This is a genomic window from Paenibacillus sp. 2TAB26 (assembly GCF_052115145.1).
GTDB lineage: Bacteria > Bacillota > Bacilli > Paenibacillales > Paenibacillaceae > Pristimantibacillus.
Genome location: NZ_JBFRGC010000004.1, coordinates 116,267 through 135,275 on the forward strand (window position 1 = coordinate 116,267; position 19,009 = coordinate 135,275).

Sequence of the window (19,009 nt, forward strand, 5' to 3'; positions counted from 1 at the left end):
ATCGGTAAATGCTTGTATAGAATGGGCAGGGCGGCCGACCTATAATGAAGTCACTAAGCAACGCAAGATTGGCAGGAGGTTATTAAATGGAATCCATAATGAAAGCGGAATCAAGTAAATCTGTTCCACCCAAAAAGAAGCGCAGCATTGGAAATTCAAATGTATGGGGCAGATTGAAGGAACAGCGGCTATTATTTGTGCTCATGCTTCCGGCTTTAATCGTCACACTCATATTTTCTTACGTTCCCATGTTTGGCTTATACATGGCTTTCATTAATTACTCGCCAGGCGGAGGATCGTTTTTTGGACAGTTTTTTACAACAGAGTTTGTAGGGCTGGAGTGGTTTAACTACTTCTTTACGAATGGCGATTTCGTCAGAGTAATGCGCAATACGCTGGCACAAAGCTTTCTATCTCTGTTATTCGGTTTCCCAATGCCGATTATTCTTGCCTTAATGATTAATGAAATGCGCAATGGCTGGTTCAAACGGACGTTTCAAACAGTATCTTACATGCCTCATTTTATTTCGTGGGTCATTGCCGCAAATATTATTATCACGGTACTTTCTTCAAGCGGTGTCATCAACAATTTGTTGACGGGGCTTGGAATTATCGATGAGCCGATTCAGTTTATGCAAAATGGTCCGCTATTCTGGTGGATTATCGCTTTCTCCAACACATGGAAGGACATGGGCTTTAACGCCATTATGTATTTGGCCGCTATCTCAGCTATTAACCCGGAGCTGTACGAGGTGGCGAAGGTAGACGGGGCAAGCCGATTAAAGCAAATGCTGCACATCACGCTGCCGTCTATTAAACCGACCATTATCATTCTTGCCATTTTAGCGGTAGGCGGAATATTGAATGCAGGTTTTGATCAGCAATTTTTGATGCAAAATAATACGGTGCTCCAATATTCGGAAGTTATTGACACGTACACGTACAAATATGGTTTGCAAAACGGAATGTTCTCTTACGGAGCAGCTGTTGGATTATTCAAATCGGTCGTCGCGTTTATCCTTGTTCTAAGCGTCAATAAGATGGCCAAAAAAATGAATGAACAGTCGTTGTTCTAGGACAAACAAGAAAAGGAGAACACTTCATGGCAAAATTTAAAAATGATTTTCTGTTTATGTCGATCGTCTACTTATTCATCATCGCAGTTTTTATCGTAACCTTTTATCCTTTCTGGAACATATTTATCATTTCGTTCAATAGTGCTGAAGATACGCTGCGAGGAAATCTGTATTTGTGGCCAAGAGATTTCAGCCTAGCCAGCTATAAGCAAATTTTATCCGATAGCGAGATTTGGACGGCCATTAAAGTTACGGTGCTGCGGACGCTAATCGGAACGCCACTCGCGGTTATTGTCATTAGTATGCTTTCCTATTCACTAAGTAAACGCGAGCTCGTTGGAAATCGGTTCTGGTCACTGTATTTTGTGTTCACGATGTATTTTGGCGGCGGACTCATTCCATATTACATGGTGCTCAAAAGCTTGCATCTCATTGACAGCTTTATGGTGTTTATTTTACCGGGCATGATGAACGTCTTTTATATGATTATTGTTCGAACCTTCATGCAGCAGCTACCGCAGGAGCTGGATGAATCAGCCAAAATAGACGGCGCTAATTACATGCAAATTTTCTTCAAAATTATATTGCCGCTAACGACACCAGTGCTCGCGACGATCGGCATGTTTACGGCCATTGGCCACTGGAACGCTTGGTTCGATTCCTACGTGTTCACGTATAACTCTGATCTTAAGACGCTTCAGGCCGTGCTTGTAAAAATCTTGAACCAGTATCAAACCAGCTCCATGGTTGGCGATGCGCAGCAGCTCGCTGATGCTTCGAAAAGACTGGCCGTGTCTCCGGATACGATTCGGATGGCGGCAACTATGGTAGCAACGCTTCCGATATTAATGGTTTATCCATTTTTACAAAAATATTTTGTTAAAGGCATGACCCTTGGTGCAGTAAAAAGCTAATGAAGCGGGAACTTTGTTGGAGGTGATGCCGATCACGCTTAAATAGGGATGAAAATGTACTATAATAGAATCACTTAAGAGGGGGATTTATACTATGCGTACTAAAAAATGGATCGTATTATTTTTAAGCATGATCGTTGTCATTTCCGTATTATCAGCTTGCGGCTCCAATAATGCTAAAGAAAAYGGCAACTCGAGTGCTGGCGAGAATAGCGCTGGAAATGACAAGTCTAACGAACCACTGACCATAACCTTTTTCGATAAAAATACGGGAGATAAATTCAGCAACGCGGTAGCGGCAGAAATTACGAAGCGGACAGGAATTACAGTAGAAATTCAGCAGCCAACCGGCAATCCAGCGGAGAAGCTGAATCTGATGCTTGCAAGTGATGATCTGCCGGATCTCATCATGTTTGAGAGAAGCAGTGATTTGGTTAACAAATACATTGAGTCGGGTGCTATCATTCCACTAAATGATTTGATTGAAAAAAACGGCCCAGATGTAGCAAAAATGTATGGCGATGTACTTAACAAAACGCGTTATAAAGATGGTAAAAACTATTACCTTTCCAACTGGTATGGGTTTGAGAATGAGCCCGTATTCGGCTTCAATATGCGTAAAGATATTTTGAAGGAGCTGGCTCCTGATAAAGCAGAAGGCGGAGTGCCTTTCACGGAAACTGAATTCAAGCAGCTATTGCTTGATTTTAAAGCGAAATATCCTACGATGGACGGTAAAGAAACGATTGCTCTATCGATGGATGGAGAAAACTTTGGCGGTACACTAGGCACTTTCAAAGGTATGTTCGGCATGCTGCCTTTCTATGATGAGAATGGTGAGCTGAAGTTTGATGTGAAAGACCCGCAATACCGCAAAATGATTATGTACATGAATGATTTGTACAGGACAGGCCTGATCGATAAGGAATGGGCGATTAACAAAAAGCAAGCTTGGGAACAAAAATTGGCGACAGGTTCTGTATTTGCTTCAACAGGCGCGTATTGGGATGCTGGAGGAGCAAACACGATTCTGAAGAAGGATCGTGGTGAAGAATCACAGCTGTTCCCTTACAAGGTTGTAGCAGATGGCGTAGATCCTGCAAAAACGACATACGGCGGACGCAGCTCACTTGGCTGGGATGCGATTACGATTACGAAGAAAAATAAAAACCCGGAACGCACGATGAAATTTATGAACTTCCTAGCGAGCGAAGAAGGACAATATTTGTTGATGTGGGGAATTGAAGGCCAGCACTGGGATATGAAGGATGGCAAGCATACGCCGCGTCCAGAAGTGCTGCAAAGCTTTAAAGACGATTGGAATGCCTATACAAAGGAATCTGGCATTCGCAAATGGACTTGGTTTATCAAAAACGGAAATGGTTCCGACGGCACACCTTATGACTTAGCGGGCCGCTTCGAACGTGGCGCTGTCGATAAGATGGCACTCAAAAACTTGTCTGACTCGGTGTATGACTCCGTACTCTACGATGGTCTTGGACCGCAGGGAGGAACGCCTGAAGCACTGAATGAGCAGAAGGTTAATGATATTGTGAAGCAGGGGCTGACGAAAGCGATTATGGCGAAGTCTCCTGAAGAAGCAAACAGCATTTTTGATAAAATGCTTAGTGACATGAAGGCTGCTGGAGATGCAAAGGTTGAAGCGATTTATACAACCAATTACAAAAATCGTGTTGAACTTTGGAAATAAACATAATGCAAGCATAATGGAGGCCGGCGCTGCCGGCCTTCTTCCATTATAAAAGAGGAGCGGATGAGCGATGAAGATTGGGCAATTCGAGCTGGAGCAGCGCATGGAGGAATATGTTGTTGATAACGGAGTCATTCAGGCAACCGTACATTTGACGGATGGGCATGTATCGCTGAAGTGGGGCAGCGGTGCGGCGCTGGTTGGCCTTTATGCCGAAGCACGTTATGGTTTGGAGCAGCTTCGCTCTACTTTTTACAGCAAACATGTTGTTAATGAATCGTCTATCCAAGCCATTGAGGATGGATTTGGCAAAGGGCTGCACTGGAGCTTTGAGCATGAAGAGCTTGGCAAGCCATTAATGCGTCAGCATTTCCGTATGTACGAGCAGCTGCCTTATTTGTTAATGGAGCTTGAAGTGGAAAGCGAGCTCGAATGGGAGACGAATGAAATCACGCCGCTAGCCGCATATTTAAATGATGGAAGTATTGCACAATTTGGGGCAGATGCAGGTGCCAGCGAGGAAATCAGGGCCTTATTCGTTCCATTCGATAATGACAAATGGGTTCGTTTTGCCTCACATGCTATTCCTTGCAGCGTACACAGCTATGAGACAACCGCCATTTATCGTGCGCAAAGCAGAAACGGATTTGTTATTGGATCAGTCACACATGATACTTGGAAAACAGGCGTAGTTGTAGAAGGGACGTTCCCTGAGGATCTGGGCAGGCTGCGCGTTTATGGCGGAGCCGCTGATATGCAGACGAGAGATACAGTTGCACACGGAACAATTCGCGGTAAAAGCATTGTTTCTCCGACGATTTTTGTCGGTGCGTTCTCGGATTACCGCGATGGGCTTGAAGTGTATGGCAAGGCGAATGCCGTATTGACACCAGCACTTCCTTGGGAAGGCGGCGTACCGATGGGCTGGAACAGCTGGTCAGCCGTCATGGGCAAGCTTGATTATGATGTGTATACGTATACATCTGATTTCTTCTCCAAACAATTGCAGCAAAATAGCTTTGCTGACGATCAGGGAAGCCTTTACGTCAACTTCGACTCCTTCTGGGACAATTTATCGGAAGAGCAGCTAAAGGATGCGCTAAGACGGGTAAAAGCGAACGGTCAAAAGCCGGGCACTTATTATACGCCATTCGCTTTCTGGGGCAACGATCCGGATACGCCGGTGGAAGGAACAGATGGAGCAGTGCTTTACCGTGAGATTTTGATCAAGGATACAGCTGGACAGCCGCTGCCGAAGCTGGATGGCGCATTTGCGATAGATCCATCGCATCCAGTCGCGCTGGAGCGAATTAGAAAAAGGCTGGAGAGCTTTGTAGATCAGGGCTTTGATTATGTTAAGCTGGATTTTCTGACGCATGGCGCAATGGAAGGCGTTTTCTATGACCCCGATATAAGAACAGGAATACAGGCGTACAACAAAGGTATGGCTTGTGTACGTGAAACACTGAATCCTGAGAAAATTGGCAGACCGTTCTTAATTAATCTGTCTATTGCTCCGCTATTTCCGCATGGCTATGCACACAGCCGCCGTGTATCCTGCGATGCATTCGGAACGATCAATGATACCGAATATATGCTTAACGCGTTAACGTATGGCTGGTGGATTAACGATAGCCTGTATCGTTTCAACGATCCCGATCATGTTGTCCTCTACAAAAGCGACAACCAGCGTGCGATTAGCGAGCATGAAGGGAGAAGCCGTTTGAACAGTGCGGTGATTGCGGGTACCTCGCTTCTGCTCGGCGATGATTACCGAATGGAGGAGGCAGCGCGGCGGGCCAAGGAATGGATGACGAATCCAGAAATCATGGCGTTAGCTAAACGAGGTGTAACCTTCCGTCCCGTTGAGTGCAGCAGTGGGAACAAAAGTGAAAATCTGTTCATGTTGCGAGCAGAGGAAGGGACTTACGTCGCTGCTTTTAATTTCGAAGTAGAGAAGGAAAGCTTGTTGCACGCATCATTTGCAAGAATGGGCATAGATTCCTCTAAGGGGATAGTCGTTCGGGATTTGTGGAGTGGACAGGAGGGGCAAGCCGTGACAGAGGGCGACGGACACCACATTGAGCTGGCACCATCGGAGTCTAAGCTGCTGCTCTATGTACAGGCGCAATAGCGACTAAAATGGATTAATAGCAAGTAAAATGCAGGAAATGAGCTATTTAATACGAAAGCTAAGAAAAATATGACAAAATCGGTTACTTTTTCATCGTTTTCGCGTATTATCCCCTATAGCCATATAAAAGATGCTTGGAAGGGGAGATTTCTTTGAGCTTTACAGATCAAAATCAGAACCTAGGCGAGAATCACAGTATGAGCGGTCGAAGGCCGCCAGAGCTAAAGCCAAGTACGGTTAAAAAAATCGTATTCGGTATCGTCGCCGCAGTTATCGTCATTTATTTAGGAACAACCTCCTTTTACACAGTACAGGAGCAGGAACGGGCAGCCATTTTAACCTTTGGCAAGTATTCGAATGAAACTTCAGCAGGTTTGCATTTCAAATGGCCTTATCCAATTCAAGATGTCAAAATTGTAAAAGCGGAGCTGACACAGCGGATTCATATCGGTTATCGTCAAGTGGGCTCTGAAGCCATTCCAAATGATGATGAAGCGATGATGATCACGGGTGATGAAAACATCGTTTCCGCGGATGCAGTTGTACAATGGAAGATAAGCAACATTCATGATTACTTATACAATATTTCCGATGCGGAGCAGTTTCTGCGAAATGCAGCAAGCTCCTCGATTCGTGCAGTAATCGGCTCGGAGAAGCTTGATTACGCCATTACTGACGGTAAGACAGTCATCCAAGACAAGGTTCGGGAGAAGCTGATTGAGCTGCAGTCCAAGTACAAAACGGGCATACAAATCATTGATATTAAGTTCCAGGATATCGAGCCGCCAAGCGGTCAAGTGGCTGAGGCCTTCCGTGAGGTAACGAATGCACGCGAGGAGAAAAACACAAAAATTAATAATGCTGCGAAGTACGAGAATGACCGTATTCCGAAAGCGCGCGGTGAGGCGCAGGCGCTTCTTGAAAATGCCGAAGGACAGAAGAAATCTCGGATTCTGAACGCCGAAGGTGACGTTGCCAAGTTTAATGCGATATTCGGCGAGTACAAAAAAAATCCGAATGTTACCCAAAGTCGTTTGGTGCTGGAGACGCTTGAAAAAATATTGCCCAACGCGAAAATCTTTATTACGAATTCGAACAGCGATACCGTAAATTATTTGCCGCTAAATGAATTGCTGCGCAGCGGTAGCGGCAGCACGACGACTCCGCCGGTAACAACGCCGCCGCCAGTCACAGAAGCTCCGCAAGGAGGTGACGCACAATGAAAAGAAACCAATGGTTAACAATTATTGTTGTGTTGGTTGTTGTCATATTGGGCTCAGGCTCGATGTATATCGTGAAGGAAGGCGAATATAAGGTTGTGCTTCGATTTGGTGAAGCGATGAGAGCTGTGCCAGAGCCGGGCCTTAAATTTAAGCTTCCGTTTATTGAGAACGTATCGACGCTGCCGAAATATCAAATGACATATGAAAGCACGCCGACGACGATTCTAACGAAGGATCAGAAGCCGATCGTAGTAGACAATTATACGGTATGGCGCATCACAAATGCATCACAGTTTTTAAGAACGGTGCAGTCGGTCAGCGGCGGTATACAGCGGATCGATGAGGCCGTGTACAACTCTGTTCGCCGTAAGCTATCAGAGGTTAATTACGATAATATCATTAGTGAGAACACAGCGCGCGGCAATATTAACGATGAGATTACGAAGGATGTTGTGTCTGCGTTGACTCGTGATAATTATGGTATTGAGGTTATCGATGTTCGCATTAAACGTACCGATTTGCCGGAAGAAAACAAACAAAGCGTATACAACCGGATGATTTCAGATCGTCAATCGATCGCAGCACGCTACTTGTCCGAAGGTGATGAGGAGTCGCGAAAAATTACTTCCAAAGCGGATCGTACAGCTACGGAGCTATTAGCGCAAGCGCAGGCTGATGCCAAAAAAATCGTCGCTGAGGGCGAGCGTGAAGCAGCCGTTATTTATAACAAAGCATACGGCAGCGACCCGCAGTTCTACAATTTCTATCGGACGTTGGAGAGCTATGCGACGACGTTGAAAAACGAGCCAGTTATTATGATGCCTATCGATTCACCTTATGCAAAAATATTATTAGGTCAATAACCGGAAATCCCCTTCGCCTCAGCGTTGGGGATTTCTTTTTGTAAAGGCCAGCTAACGGCATTTTGAGAGTTAAAACTCAAAATGCTGTTTTTTTGCATAGAAAAGGCTATCAAACCTGCATAAATATTGCATTTGTACTGCTTGTAGTATACTTCAAATCCTTTAAAGTAAAGAGGTAATATCTCATAAAGCGATTTTCATTGCCATAAATGACAGCGCTTTATTTGGTTCGTGTTTGACGCAGGGGATCGATAACAGGGATGAAGGGGTGAACCAATTGAGTAGAAGAAGCAGTAAAAAGGGCATTAGTATTTTGGTTATGTTTTGTATCGTATTGGGGTTGTTTACAAGTGTTCATAGGCCTGTAGTTTATGCCGCAGGCACGCCGATTATTGTGCCAAACGGAAGCTTTGAGAGTGATCTTGCTTCGTGGAATACATCGTTTACACCGGCTGAAGGAACGACGCCGATTACGATCCAGGGAAGCTGGATTCCAACCGGAGGCGGTACCAAACGATTAGATTATTGGAGCGCGTCAGCTTATACAGCTAACACGCATCAGACCATTACTGGTTTGAAAAATGGTTCCTACACGTTATCCGCATGGGTAGAGCGCGGAGCAGGATTTAATGAGAGCTATATGTATGCCAAAGACACGGGACTTGCAGAAGTGAAAGCAAATGTGCCGGAAAGCAGCACATGGGTACAAATCAGCATGCCATTAGTCGTAGCAAACAACCAGCTGACATTTGGTTTTTATGCGGATGGCAATGCAAACAACTTTATGGGCGTTGATTTGATTACGCTCGTCTTGGATGAAGCTGCTCCGGCAAGAGCTCTTGAAAATACGAGCTTTGAGCAGGATTTAACAGGATGGGAGACGAGCTTTGGACCAGAAGGCAGCGAGACGCCTATCTCTATTAAAGATTGGACTCCTGAGAATGGCGGCGCGAAGCGTCTGAACTACTGGAGCGCTAACGCTTATACAGCGGATACGTTTCAGACCGCAACGGGACTGGAGAACGGTACCTATACGTTATCGGCTTGGCTTGCAAGAGGCGACGGCTTTACACAAAGCTATATGTACGCGAAAAACACAGGAAGAGCAGAAGTGAAGGTGAATATTCCGGTCAGCTCATCCTCGTGGACCAAAATTAGTTTACCAGTCGTTATTGAAAATAATCAGGTTACGATCGGCTTTTATGCAGACGGAGCTGCAGACAAATGGCTTGGTGTCGATCTGATTTCACTGGTTAAAGAAGAGGAAGCCCAGCTGGAGCCTGTTGGCGTAGCGATTGGCAATCAGGGCTTCGAAGCGGAAGAACCAGCTCAGGTCATCAGCTCCTGGTCAGAGGAAGGCGATATGGACGCTTCCTATACGGAAGCACCGGGCTATTTAAGCAGCTATGGCTTAACGCATTATTCTGATCATGATTATAAGGTGACTACCTCCCAGACGATTACGGGACTAGAGAACGGGTATTACACGCTGACAGCATGGGCGCAAAATGGCGGTGGCCAGCATGCGAGCTACATATTCGCCCGTGACCATGGCACCTCGGAGGCGAGAGCTGCGGTACCGATCGGCAGCACCTGGACAAAGGTGTATTTGCGCGGCATTCAGGTTACGAATGGAACAGCGACGATCGGTTTATTCTCAGATGCAAAAGCAGGCAACTGGACGAAGCTTGATTTTGTCGAGCTGGTGAAGGATGACCAGCCGTACAAATTTCTCAAAGGCGGCGATGTCTCAGAGCTTACTTATGTAGAATCGCAAGGCGGCAAATTTTACGACAGCAAAGGGAATGAGAAGGATTTATTTCAGCTGTTGAAAGAAAACGGCCACGATATCGTACGTCTGCGCGTCTATAATGAACCGGGCAAAGGCCATGGCGACGGCAGCTATTACCGTCCAGCAGGCATTATGGATAAGGCGGACATTCTGAAGCTTGCCAAACGTGCAAAAGCTGCAGGTTTGCAAATTCAATTGTCCTTCCACTATAGCGATTACTGGACGAACGGCGCTACGCATAATATCCCTAACGCATGGCAAACGGCGATTAAGGATTTGGCAGACGATGCTGCAAAGGTGACTAAGCTGGAGGAGCTTTTGCGTGCATACACGTTAGATGTTATGGAAGCAATGGTAGACCAAGGCACGACGCCGGAGTTCGTGTCGTTAGGCAATGAAATGCAATCGGGTATTTTGTTTCCTTACGGCAGAGCGTCTGGAGGGAGCTGGGCTAATCTAGCAAGATTCCTTAAAGCCGGAGCGGAAGAGGTTAAGAAGGCTTCTCCGACCTCAAAGGTCATTCTRCATTTGGATGACGCAGGCAACACGAGCAAATATGAAAACTTTTTTGATGAGATAGAGGCAAGAGAGGTCCCTTATGATATTATCGGACCGTCCTATTATCCGTTCTGGACGGATGACACGATTGAACAAATCGTAGCGTTTTGTAATTATTTCAGCAAAAAATATGATAAAGATATTATGATTATGGAGACTGGATATAACTGGAATCCCACGCTGCCAAATGGCACAATTGGCCAGCTAAACGATAACGGACCATACCCAGCAGATACGAGCTCTCCACAAGGGCAAAAAGAATTTATGATTAATTTATTCAACGGTCTGAAGAGCGTAGATAATGGCAGAGTTATCGGCGATCTATATTGGGACCCGATTATGATTGCTGTGCCGGGTGTAGGCTGGGCAATTAAAGAGATTGACGATCAACCCGATTTGAACGTGGTGTCAAATACGACTTTGTTTGATTTTGATGGCAAAGCATTGCCCGCTCATGATGCCTACAAGCAAAATACGGAAGGGTCGACGCTTGGACATATTTCGGGTGTTGTGCGAGGTGCGCTTGGCAAAAGCATCGCTCATGCGACGATAGCTGTTGATGTAAATGGTACGATGCTGACGACAAAATCGGATGCAGCTGGGAACTATTTCATTCCGGATTTGCCAATCGGCAAAGCCTATACGATTACAGCTGTAAAAAGCGGGTATGAAGGCGGAAATATTTCCGTTAACCTCATGGAACCGGGAGCTTTCACGTCGAATCAGAATATTGCAATGATCGGCGGCGCTATTACAGGAACCGTTAAGGATCAAAACGATAATTCGGTTATTGATGCGAAGGTAAGTACGATCATTGATGGCGTTATATACAGCGTAGTTACGGATAGCTCAGGTCAGTATACGCTTGCAGATTTGCCTGCTGCTCCAAATGTGACTGTGACGGCTGCTAAAGAAGGTTATGTTAGTGAGGGAGCTGTCAACGCTTCGGTAGCAATTGGGTCGACGGCTGCGTCGATTGATTTATCTTTAGCATTAAATTCAGGCACGATAACAGGTACAATCATTGGAAGTGACAAAGCACCAATCGATAAAGCGCAGGTTAGCGTTGCTGCAGCAGGAAAAGTGTATTCCGCATGGACCAATGCAGCTGGTGAATATCGACTAGTGAACATACCTGCGGGAATCAACTATAAGGTCGTTGCCATAAAATCAGGTTATTTAAATGCAGAGTCATCCCCTGTTTCGGTTAAAGTTGGCGAAACGACTAGTGATGTTCATTTGACGCTATTGAATAATCTTGGGGCGATAACAGGTATCGTATTAGACAGCTCATACTCGCCTGTTGAAGATGCGACGGTCATTGCAGTTATGGGTGAGAAAACCTATACCGCAAAGACGAATGCAGCGGGACAATATGTACTTGCTGATGTATTAGGCGGCAATGGTTACGCCGTTTCGGCAAGCAAAGAAGGATATTTAAACGGCTCGGCCTCAGCGGTTGATGTTAAGACTCGTCAGACAACAAAAGCTGGCAACATCATTTTAGCTGCGAAAATACCGTTAATCAATGCTGGTTTTGAGCAGCAGGGTGCCGATAAATACACTCTTCCAGGATGGAACATAACGGGAACAGCAAATGCAACCTTTGCTTCGAAAGATAATCCTAAGGAAGGAAGTTATGTTCTAAATCTTTGGCATGCTGGAGCCTATGAATCGGATGCTAATCAGACGATTACAGGTCTTGCAAACGGTTATTATACGGTTTCAGCATCGTTCTATAATGGCGGTGAGCAGAAGGAATATTATATGTACGCAAAGGACTCGAAAGGTGAACTGGCACGTCTAAATATTCCGAAAACAAATGTAATGACGCCATTCAGCATGGTTGTGAAGGTAGAGCGCGGGGAGCTGACGCTTGGCTTCTACGCAAACGCGAATGCAGGAAACTGGGCTTTAGTTGATGCGGTTGCAGTAGGTTTTCTAGGTGAAGGAACCGGTGCGATCAGCGGTGAAGTGCAGGATGCAGCGGGCAACAAGCTGGCGGATGCTGCCATAAAAACGGTCATTAAAGGAGTAGAATATGCGGCGGTTTCGAGTGCTGCAGGTGAATTCACCTTGTCAGATATACCGCAAGGATCAGGTTATTCTATTGCTGTGAGTAAAGCAGGCTATATCACGAGCTCAGTAACTGAGGTGGCTGTTACCGATAAGCAGGTGACATCTGGAGTAACGATTGTGCTGGAAGCAGAAGCGGGACTGTCACCAACGCCGACGACACCAGTGGATCCAGAACCAACACCAACGACGCCGGTGGAGCCAACACCGACACCGGCCACACCGGTGACACCGCAGCCTACACCAACAGTGCAGGCGGTGAATGTTGATTTGAGGCAAGGACTGAAGAATGATAAGGATCATTCAATCACAGTAACCACGATGCCGACAACGGGAGCTTTAGGCATCATTGCGAATATGGCTGCAAAGCAGATGACAGAGTTAGCAAATGAAGGACTGCAAGCGGTGATTTTCAAAACTGGCTTTGCAACGATCTCGTTCGCACCTGACCTGTTCAAGGATGTAATCAACTCAGCATCAAACAACGTACAATTTTCAGCTGCTAAAGTGGATGCTTCAGACTTATCCAATGAAGTGAAGAAGGCTGTAGGCGACCATACGGTTTATGATTTTAATCTTACCGTCGATGGGGTGAAAGTTCCTCATTTTGATAAGAACAAGGTCATCATCGAACTTCCTTATACGTTGCGTCAAGGAGAAGAGCCTCATAACATAGTTATTTATTACATCAACGAGGATGGTAAGCTGGAAATAGTGAAAAACGCGATATATGATGCTGCGAAGGCGACAATCACTTTTAGTCCATCGCATTTCAGCAAATATGCAGCGGTTTACAAGGCTGTTTCATTTACCGATCTAGCTAAGGCCGGATGGGCACAGCAGAGTATTGAGTTCCTTGCGGCAAGAGGCATCATAAGCGGATTTGAGGATCAAACCTTTAAGCCGACAGATGCCGTAACAAGAGGACAATTCCTGCAAATGTTAATGGGGATTTTGGATACAGCAGCTAAGGGAGATGGACCAGGCTTCTCGGATGTTAAAGAAGGAGCATGGTATGCAGAAGCAATCATAAACGCTCAAAAGCTCGGTATTGTGAAAGGCAAAGATGACGGCAGCTTCGGTGTGCATGATGTCATAAGCCGTGAAGAAATGGCTGTTATGATGTACCGTGCTGTAAAAGCAATCAACGTAAAGCTGAGTAATCTAACAAACGTTGAAGCTTTTGCTGATCAAGCGCAAATAGCTGATTATGCCGCAGAAGCTATTCAACAGATGCAGCAGGCCGGTTTAGTCAAGGGAGTCGGGCAGGGTGTATTTGCACCAAAAGGCCATGCGACAAGAGCACAGGCTGCTGTTATTTTAGAAAGATTGTTTCAAATGATGTATTCTGTCCATTAATTAGTTAGACAACAAACAGGGTATGTCCTTAGATGGATATGCCCTGTTTGTATTAAAAAACCGTTTGATCGTTCACTCATCATGCCTAATCAAACGTATGGTTGAAATAGCAACCAATATGTTGTGAATATGCCCTGTATGGCGTGGAATCGGTTTGATACGATAGCAAAGAACGATTACGAATGAAATCGGAGGTATATGATGTATTTTTCTTTTGAGACAAACCAACAGGCTGACTGGAGCTTGTTTTCTAACGGCAATCAAGTCGCAGAGGGCATCCAGCAGGATCATCCGTCATCTACTGAGTATCTTATGCTTCAACATACCGCTTCTTATTGCTCAGCGGCGTCTAGGACTATTGAAAAGCTTGAGAACGGCTATTATACATTGACAGCATTGACGCAAAACAGCGGAGGACAACAAACCTGCTATATTTTTGCGGAGGCTGTAAGTGGTGAGACTCGAATAACAAGTCTTCCAGTATCATCAGAGTGGATACCTGTCATTATACGAGGCATAGAAGTAAGGGATGGAAAGTGCACCATTGGTCTCTTTACCGAAGGGAACGGCGAGAATTGGTGTAAGGTGAAATCGTTTGAGCTTGTGAAAAGTGATGAGGCTTATGAGCTGCTGAAGGGCGGGGACATCTCCGAGATGCCGCGGATTGAGGAAAACGGCGGTATTTATAAAGATCATCATGAACCGATGGACGGCCTTGAAATATTGAAAGCTTACGGGCATAACATTGTTCGGATTCGACTATATAATGATCCTGGAAACAAAGACTACTGGCCTTCGAATCAGCTGGACGCTAGAGGTTATCAGAACGAGGAAAGAACGCTCGCTTTAGTAAAAAGAGCGAAGGACATGGGATTCCAAATTCAATTCTCTTTCCATTACAGTGATTATTGGACAAATGGTTTAGCTCAGCACAAGCCCCATAGCTGGGAAGGACTTTCTTTTGCGGAGCTGAGAGAAGCCTTATATCAATATACACGAGCCTTTATGACGCGTTTGGTCGAACAAGGAACAGCTCCTGAGTATGTATCGCTTGGCAATGAAATACAAGGCGGCATGTGTTATCCCGATGGTGCTATTGCGAATTGGCTGCAGCTGGCTGAGCTTCTAAAGGCAGGTTATCAAGCGGTGAAGGAAGTATCTGAAACGAGCAAGGTCGTTATTCATTTGGACGGCGCGACTGAGGATGAGAAATACGAGCAGTTTTTTGGCAATTGCGAGCGGTATGGCGTTCCCTATGACATTATCGGACCATCCTATTATCCGTTCTGGACACAGGCATCGGTTCAGCAGCTAGTAGCCTTTTGCAATAAGCTGGTCGCCAGATTTGATAAGGATATTTTGCTCATGGAAGCGGGTTTTAACTGGAGCGCGGTTACGGGTGCCGGCATGCGAGGTCAGCTTGAGAACAATGGGCCAGAGCCGTACGAGAGTACGCCAGAAGGTCAACGTGATTTCATGTATTCTCTGATGAACGGCATTAAGCTGGTAGACGGGGGAAGATGCCTTGGCGTGCTCTACTGGGACCCCGTCATGATTTATGTACCAGGCGTAGGCTGGCAGAAGGATGCTCCTAATGTGGTTGATAACACGACGCTGTTTGATTTTGAAGGAAACGCGCTGCCCTCCATGCTTGCGTACAAATATAACAATTAACGTAAACGAAAGAACCGGGATGTCGGAGTAAAAACCGATATTCTGGTTCTTTTTTTGAAAGAATAGAAATGTTGTGCAATAAAGTAGTTGTAAAAACATAACATACATTTCGATTTTACGGGTTGAATTGAATGGAATGTCCACGTATGGTGAAGAGGAAGAAAATGATTTTTAAGCAGCAGCCCAAATGACATCCAGCAGAGGTGCAAAGCAATATGCCTAAAATTAATTTATTTACTAAAATCGTTGCTCTAATTATTATTATGCTGGTTCCGATTATGCTGCTCTACTTCTACTCTAATAAGACTAGCACCGACATTCTTGGCGAGGAGCTTAACAAGTCGAACACGAATCAGCTCCTATTCTTTCAAAATCAAGTCAATACAAGCATTGATTCGATGGCCCTATGGCCGGACTTATTAATACAGGATCCAGATATTTCGTCGCTTCGCGATATTTTTACGGAAATGCCGGAGCTGAGTCTGGGCATGATTACTTTGATCAAAAGAATTCAAACGAAGCTGGCCATTCAGCAAAATTCATCGAAATGGCGAAGCAGCCTTCATATCTATTCACCGATTCTCCATAGAGATATTTCGGATAATGACGTTGTGCTTTATGACGACGCCGATTTGAAAAAAAGATTAAAGCCTGGCTGGCAAGTGAAGGCCGCTGAAAATAATGAATTTGTTTTCTCTCGTTATGCGGTAACACCGTATTCCAGTTACTTGGACCCAAGCAGCTCGAACCTGGTCATTGAGGTGCAGTTCGACAGCTCGAACATTAAAGATATGCTGGACAAGTTCAAGAGCGATGGCCGCCGAGAGCCATTTTATTATTTGGAAGGCGTCGGCGTTATTTATAATCGCTCGGCAGATAAGGAACTGACGAACAACGTGATCCATTTGTTGAAGCAACAGCCGCTTCAGGACTTGGAAAGCCGTACGATTGATTTGGGCGGGGAAAAATATTTGGTCAATATTGTGAAATCAGAAACGATTGGTTGGCATTTGATCGATTATATTCCGATTTCCGAAATCATTCGGCCTATTCAAAAGACGAATCAATTATTTTATGTATCTTTGGCAGGCTTATTGCTGTTATGCTGCATCGCTGCTTATCTTTTATATGCGCAGGTACAGGTTCCTATTAAGCATCTCATCGTTGGGTTTCAGAAGCTGAAAAATGGTGATTATTCGGTTCGAATGAAGCCGCGTGGCAGGAGCGAGTTTGGTTTTCTTTATACGCGCTTCAACTTAATGGTCGCTCAAATTCAAGAGCTGTTTGAAACGGTATATTTGGAAAAAATTCATGTGCGGGAAGCACGTTTAAAACAGCTGCAATCACAAATTAATCCGCATTTCTTCTATAATTGCTTCTCGTTCATCTCGAGTATGGCCAAGCTTGAAAAGAATGAAGCAGTCGTTGCCATGTCGCATCATTTGTCCAACTATTACCGTTATACGACAAGGCAGGAACGCGATCTTGTTGCGATGTCAGAGGAAATTAATTTTGTGACCAGCTATTTGGAAATTCAAAAAATGCGCATGCCGCGACTGCAGTATTCGATCAGCTTGCCTGCGGATATGCGCCATCTTGAAATTCCGCCGCTGATGCTGCAGCCGCTCGTTGAGAATGCAGTTATTCATGGTATTGAGGCATGGACGGATGCATCTATTATTCAAATAACGGGAGAGTGGCATGAAGAAGGAGCACGGCTTGTCGTAGAGGATGACGGCAAGGGGATGAGCATGGAGGATATTCTTATTCTTCAGCACAAAATGCAAAATCAAATGGATGAGCAAATGGGCTGCGGGTTATGGAATGTTCATCAGCGCATGCACTTAAGATTTCGCGGATCAGCAGGGGTTAGCTTCTCATCTTCAAATCTTGGAGGTCTAAAAGTCACGATTACTTGGTCACCAAGCTAGATAAAAAAAGGGGTTTTCAAATGATTGAAATTTTATTGATTGATGATGAGTCGTACGTTACGGGAAGCTTGGAGAAGACCATTCCCTGGCTCTCGATTGGCGTAAAAAGCGTGTATCAAGCGACATCTGCCTTTGAAGCGCTGGAGCTTCTTGAAGAAAACTCGATAGATATTGTCGTTACCGATATTGCGATGCCGGAAATGAACGGGCTTGAGCTCGTTCAAGAGATCAGCCAGCGCTGGCCTAACATCAAATGCATTCTGCTTACAGGACATTCTGATTTTCAATACGCCAAAAAGGCCGTTCAGCTGCAAGCATTTGATTATATATTAAAGCCGGTAAATGATGATGAATTTGTGAAAACGATATCGGGAGCAATCGAAGCGTTAAAGGATGAATGGGAGCAGGCAGAGAAATATCAACAGCTGCTGTATGATCGCAAATCTGATTTCAAGGTGCTGCGCGCCAATTTTATGGTCGACTTGGTATTAGGCAGACAGCTTTCGCCAAAGACGATTAAAGAGAAGCTGGCGCAATACGAAATTTCTCTTGAGATAGAACGTCCAACTGTCATGATGCTCGTCCAACTGGGCAAACAATTTTCACATCTGGATTATAGCTCTTCCTCACTTATGGAGTTTGCCGTAGGGAATATAGCGGAGGAGTCGTTTGCTCAGCACTTTCATGTATGGCATTGCAAAGCTCCGCATGAATATTTGCTTATTATGGCGCAGCCTAAAACGGAAGCAGGCGAGAAGTCAGAATATAGTGTGGAAAGCCGCAATTTACGTAAAACGATACTTGCCGAAGCAACCAAGAAGCTTCGTACAAATGTGAGCAACTATCTCAAAGGAGATATCTCCATTGTCGTTACGGATTGGTTCGAGTTTCCAAGTGCGATTACGACTGCGTATCGTTCAGGCCTAGGAGCGATGTTCATGATTGCAAATGAAGAGCAGCACTCTATTCATTATTTGGAGGATCGCTCGGGCAAGGATAACACTTTTGTTAAATCGATGGAAAGCTTATATAAGCCGCCTACGATGATAACCTTGCTGGAGTCGAAGCGCTGGGATGCGGTAGAGCAGAAAATTAAAGATGTTTTTGCCGATTTGAAAAATACAAGATTCTCAAGAGAGCATCTATACGAGGTATATTTAGCGCTTACCAATGCTTTTATGTATATTACGCATAGACAGGGCCAATACGTATCCCAAATCAATGAGCTGGGTATCGATTTTATTTTGGATCAAACGGTTGTACTATCGCCTGATCGGCTGGAGGATTGGTCAATTGGTGTATTGCATAAGCTGCAAAGCGTGCTTTCAGTGAAGGAGGAAAGCTCCAAAAGCTTTATCGTTAAGCAGGTGCAGGAAATTGTTGCGAACAACCTTAGCTTAGATACGACTGTAAAAACGATTGCTGATCGCGTGTTTCTTCATCCGGTTTATCTCTCGAAAGTATTTAAAGCGGAAACGGGAGAAAGCTTAAGTGAATGGATCATCGGAATGAAGATGGAGCGGGCGCTTTATTTGCTGAAAAATACGAACAAAAAAATATATGAAATAACGAGTGAGCTTGGTTATCAGAATCCGCAATATTTTAGCAAAACGTTCAAAAAATATTATGGTATGACACCTCAGGAGTTTCGCGAACAGTAAAGTGGTTGTAAAAGGTGCTGATATGTTCGCTTTGTGT

The 19,009-nt window shown here is 44.9% G+C and carries 10 protein-coding genes; all 10 read left to right on the forward strand.

What is annotated here, in order from left to right:
• Positions 1-86 precede the first annotated feature (86 nt).
• The 10 genes from AB4Z50_RS05045 to AB4Z50_RS05090 all read left to right on the forward strand — a co-directional run bounded on the left by AB4Z50_RS05045 (position 87) and on the right by AB4Z50_RS05090 (position 18,972).
• Entirely contained in the window at positions 87-1,076 is a 990-nt protein-coding gene (locus AB4Z50_RS05045) for an ABC transporter permease (RefSeq protein ID WP_256710846.1), read from the forward strand.
• Positions 1,077-1,102: 26 nt separating this feature from the next.
• Positions 1,103-1,990 carry a carbohydrate ABC transporter permease gene (locus AB4Z50_RS05050; protein WP_076267442.1) on the forward strand — a complete coding sequence of 296 codons (888 nt, stop codon included), beginning with the start codon at positions 1,103-1,105 and terminating at the stop codon, positions 1,988-1,990.
• Between the two features lie 94 nt (positions 1,991-2,084).
• Positions 2,085-3,701, forward strand: a complete 1,617-nt coding sequence (locus AB4Z50_RS05055; protein ID WP_441876449.1) for an ABC transporter substrate-binding protein — start codon at positions 2,085-2,087, stop codon at positions 3,699-3,701.
• A 70-nt stretch (positions 3,702-3,771) separates the two neighbouring features.
• Complete coding sequence (locus AB4Z50_RS05060; RefSeq protein WP_441876452.1) at positions 3,772-5,835, forward strand: alpha-galactosidase; 2,064 nt, start codon at positions 3,772-3,774, stop codon at positions 5,833-5,835.
• Positions 5,836-5,987: 152 nt separating this feature from the next.
• Entirely contained in the window at positions 5,988-7,058 is a 1,071-nt protein-coding gene (gene hflK / locus AB4Z50_RS05065; protein WP_441876455.1) for an FtsH protease activity modulator HflK, read from the forward strand.
• Positions 7,055-7,921 carry a protease modulator HflC gene (hflC, locus tag AB4Z50_RS05070; protein ID WP_076267445.1) on the forward strand — a complete coding sequence of 289 codons (867 nt, stop codon included), beginning with the start codon at positions 7,055-7,057 and terminating at the stop codon, positions 7,919-7,921. The genes hflK and hflC overlap by 4 nt, the downstream gene beginning before the upstream one ends.
• A 277-nt stretch (positions 7,922-8,198) precedes the next feature.
• Positions 8,199-13,706 (forward strand): glycosyl hydrolase 53 family protein, encoded by a 5,508-nt coding sequence (locus tag AB4Z50_RS05075; protein WP_441876459.1) that lies wholly within the window; start codon positions 8,199-8,201, stop codon positions 13,704-13,706.
• A 201-nt stretch (positions 13,707-13,907) separates the two neighbouring features.
• Positions 13,908-15,380, forward strand: a complete 1,473-nt coding sequence (locus tag AB4Z50_RS05080) for a glycoside hydrolase family 53 protein (RefSeq protein WP_441876462.1) — start codon at positions 13,908-13,910, stop codon at positions 15,378-15,380.
• A gap of 215 nt (positions 15,381-15,595) precedes the next feature.
• A complete protein-coding gene (locus AB4Z50_RS05085; protein ID WP_076267448.1) occupies positions 15,596-17,311 on the forward strand; it encodes a sensor histidine kinase in 1,716 nt (571 codons plus the stop codon).
• Positions 17,312-17,331: 20 nt separating this feature from the next.
• On the forward strand, positions 17,332-18,972 hold the full coding sequence (locus tag AB4Z50_RS05090) for a response regulator transcription factor (protein ID WP_441876466.1): 1,641 nt from the start codon (positions 17,332-17,334) through the stop codon (positions 18,970-18,972).
• Positions 18,973-19,009: the final 37 nt, after the last annotated feature.